We start from the raw sequence: 3,135 nt of genomic DNA, 5'->3' as shown, positions 1-3,135 counted from the left end.
AGGCATGACAAGTAAAAATAACGACCAAAAAAATAACGATAAAAACCTTTCCGAAGAAACCTCATCGGCACCGCTAGTCGAAAAAACCACATCGCAGCAGGATGCGAACCTTAAAAAAGAGCAACCACAAGCGGCCGAGCCCCCAAAAACAGCAGAACCAAAAGTCGAGTTTGAAGAAAAACAAGGCAAACGCGGTGTCAAACTAGGCACGGTCGCTATCATCTTATCGATTATTTTTGGCGGTGGCCTCGCGTACAAGCTGCATCAACAGCAAGCCGATTACCAAGCGCAGATCGCCCAACTAAAAAGTCAGCTAGAAAGCACTCAAGCTTCCATGAAGCAAGAACTCAGCCGGGTACAAGAAGAAACCATCGAGAAAGCAACAACCGTGACACACAAAGCGGAAGTGGTACTTGGACAGCAACAGAAGAGCATTGAAAGCTTACAGCTCGCCGTTGCCGATGTGAAAGGTCGTCGACCAAACGACTGGCTATTAGCGGAAGCCGATTACCTTGTCAAATTAGCTGGTCGTAAATTGTTCTTAGAGCACGATGTAGAAAGCGCGACTCAACTGATGGAAAGTGCAGACCAACGCATTGCAGCACTGAATGATCCTAGCCTCGTCAAACTACGTAAAGCAATGGCGAACGATATCACCAAACTTCGCACTATCCCGCTAATTGACCGTGATGGATTGGTACTACGCTTAACTGCCCTACAACAGCAAGTAGACAAGCTCCCTCTCGCCAATGCACTGCTACCTGAAGCTGAAGCCGTAGAAAACACTGAAGTGTCTGAAGATATCGCAAACTGGCAAGATAACTTAATGACCTCTTTGAAGGACTTTTCAGAAAACTTCATTACCTTCCGCACGCGCGATGGTAACGTCATTCCACTGCTTTCTCCTGAGCAACACTTTTACCTGAAAGAAAACATCAAAGCCAAATTGGAAACGGCAATAAAAGCGGTGTACCAAGAACAAGGTGAAATTTACACCACATCTCTAAAAACAGCCGACAAATGGGCATTAGCTTTCTTCAACCAAGACGATAATTCCGTTAAAGAGTTCAACAAAACGGTTAACCTGCTAAGTCAGCAAAATATTCAAGTGGAATACCCAACAAAACTGCAAAGTCAGTCTCAACTATCAGATGTCATCCGTGAACGCCTACGTCGTGAAGTCACAACGATGACAGGCATGGAGGATAAGTAATGTTTCGTCTTATTTTCCTATTTGTTGTACTAGGCGCAGGACTATTTGTTGGCACCCAGTTTTCTGGTCAGCAAGGCTATGTACTCATCTCCATTGCCGAGAAAACGATCGAGATGAGCGTAACGACATTAGTGGTTTTCGTTATCGCTGCACTCGCAGGTCTTTTTCTGCTTGAGTACCTGATTAAGAAGTTAGTTTATGCTAGTTCTACAACATGGAACTACTTCAGTGTTCGCAAAATGCGCCATTCCCGCCGATACACCAATGAAGGCATTATTAAACTGCTAGAAGGTGACTGGAAAGGTGCTGAGAAGAAAGTAACTCGCTGGGCAAATCATCACGATATGCCGCTGCTTTGCTACTTGGTTGCGTCTGAAGCCGCACAAGGCCAAGGTGATAAAGCAAAACGAGATCACTATCTAGAGCTAGCGAGCCAACAAGAGAATGCCCATCTCGCAGTAGAACTGACTCGAGCGAAACAATTTATCCGCGACAACGAGTTCGAGTCCGCTTTCGATACCTTGCAATCGTTAAAAAGTCAGTATGCGAGTAACTCTATTGTATTGAACTTGCTGAAAACAACGTACATGCAGCTAAAGTTGTGGCAACCTCTTATTGACCTCTTGCCACAACTAACCAAAGCAAAACTCATCACGGAAGAAGAACATGCAGAGCTGATTCAAAAGGCGCAGTGCGGCTTACTCCATGAAGTAGCGCAACAACAAGGTAGCGAAGGGCTTATCTCTCATTGGAATAGTCTCTCACGTAAAGTGAAACAAGACACACACCTCGTTGCCTGTTTTGCTCGAGAACTCATCACACGAAAAGCTGATGCAGAAGCCTTTACCGTGCTAAAAGAAGCATTAAAAAAACAACCTGCCCCAGAGCTTTATCAACTACTGCCAGATCTAAATCTGCCAGATACCCACCCTGTCGTGGTCTTCTTAGAGGGCGTAGTGAAGAAAGAACCGGATAACGCCGCTGCCCATAGCGCATTAGCGCACTTCTATTTCCGTCAAGAGAAGTGGCAAGAAGCCCAAGATCACTTTGAGATCGCCTTAAAGCTTCGCTCTGACGTCTCTGACTATGCATTCCTAGCAGACACACTAGAGAAGCAAAATCTAACCAAAGCTGCTCACGAAGTCTCTCGTAAAGCTCTCACGCTCGTACAGAACGACTAAGTAGCAGTCATCTAACCAAGCCGGCAGCTTACTGTCGGCTTTTTTATTGCCTGCTACTAACCCTTTAGTCCTTGGTCATCAAGATGTTTATCAAATTCATTGGCTCCCAAGTAGTGCCCGACTTCCTAGTAACTCACTATCGTTTCACTTTCACTCTTCTCTTTTGACTACTCTGATCCTGTCATTCCAGCAGAATCCAAAACAATTTTAAAAGATACAGGAATACGTAACTTTAGCCTGTAGAAGTATGGTTTTAAGACGTAGCTAGATTTAGGCAATAGAGCACGCGCGTCGCTAAACTGAGTAAAACAAAAAGATACATCAGTGAAACAGTGGCTATTTGAGTATGCTTATTTGTTCGGTCTATCCCGTAAAAGGGGCTAGAGAAGCAATGGTAGTGCTTTAAGAGAACGATAAGGCAATAGATGGTTCAACAGCATCTCCAACAACCTTATCGGAACAGCATGCAGTGATGAGGATGAACAGCTTTAGAGGCAACTGCACTTCTTAGCAAAAATCAAAACGTCACAACCAATACCGATACCAATATTACTTTGTCGAAAAGTAGATCGCATATGGAATTGATTTTTGACAAGCACAGATAGAGTAATAAAGATGTGCGGAAATGAAAAAAGCCTCGCTATTTCTAGCGAGGCTTCTTAATAGTGGCGGAGAGATAGGGATTTGAACCCTAGATACGCTATTAACGTATGCCGGTTTTCAAGACCGGTGCTTTCAACC

General features: G+C 44.4%; 2 protein-coding genes. Both read left to right on the top strand.

All coding sequences use genetic code 11. From position 1 onward, the window contains the following. Nucleotides 1–4: 4 nt before the first annotated feature. Nucleotides 5–1,213 carry a uroporphyrinogen-III C-methyltransferase gene (locus R7Q47_RS23105; RefSeq protein ID WP_222712620.1) on the top strand — a complete coding sequence of 403 codons (1,209 nt, stop codon included), beginning with the start codon at nucleotides 5–7 and terminating at the stop codon, nucleotides 1,211–1,213. Beyond that, a complete protein-coding gene (locus tag R7Q47_RS23100; RefSeq protein WP_042523916.1) occupies nucleotides 1,213–2,394 on the top strand; it encodes a heme biosynthesis protein HemY in 1,182 nt (393 codons plus the stop codon). The genes R7Q47_RS23105 and R7Q47_RS23100 overlap by 1 nt, the downstream gene beginning before the upstream one ends. Nucleotides 2,395–3,135: the final 741 nt, after the last annotated feature.

It is taken from the genome of Vibrio sp. Vb0349, assembly GCF_033338975.1.
The sequence above is the reverse complement of the archived record's forward strand: the minus strand, read 5'-3'. Positions and strand labels throughout refer to the sequence as shown.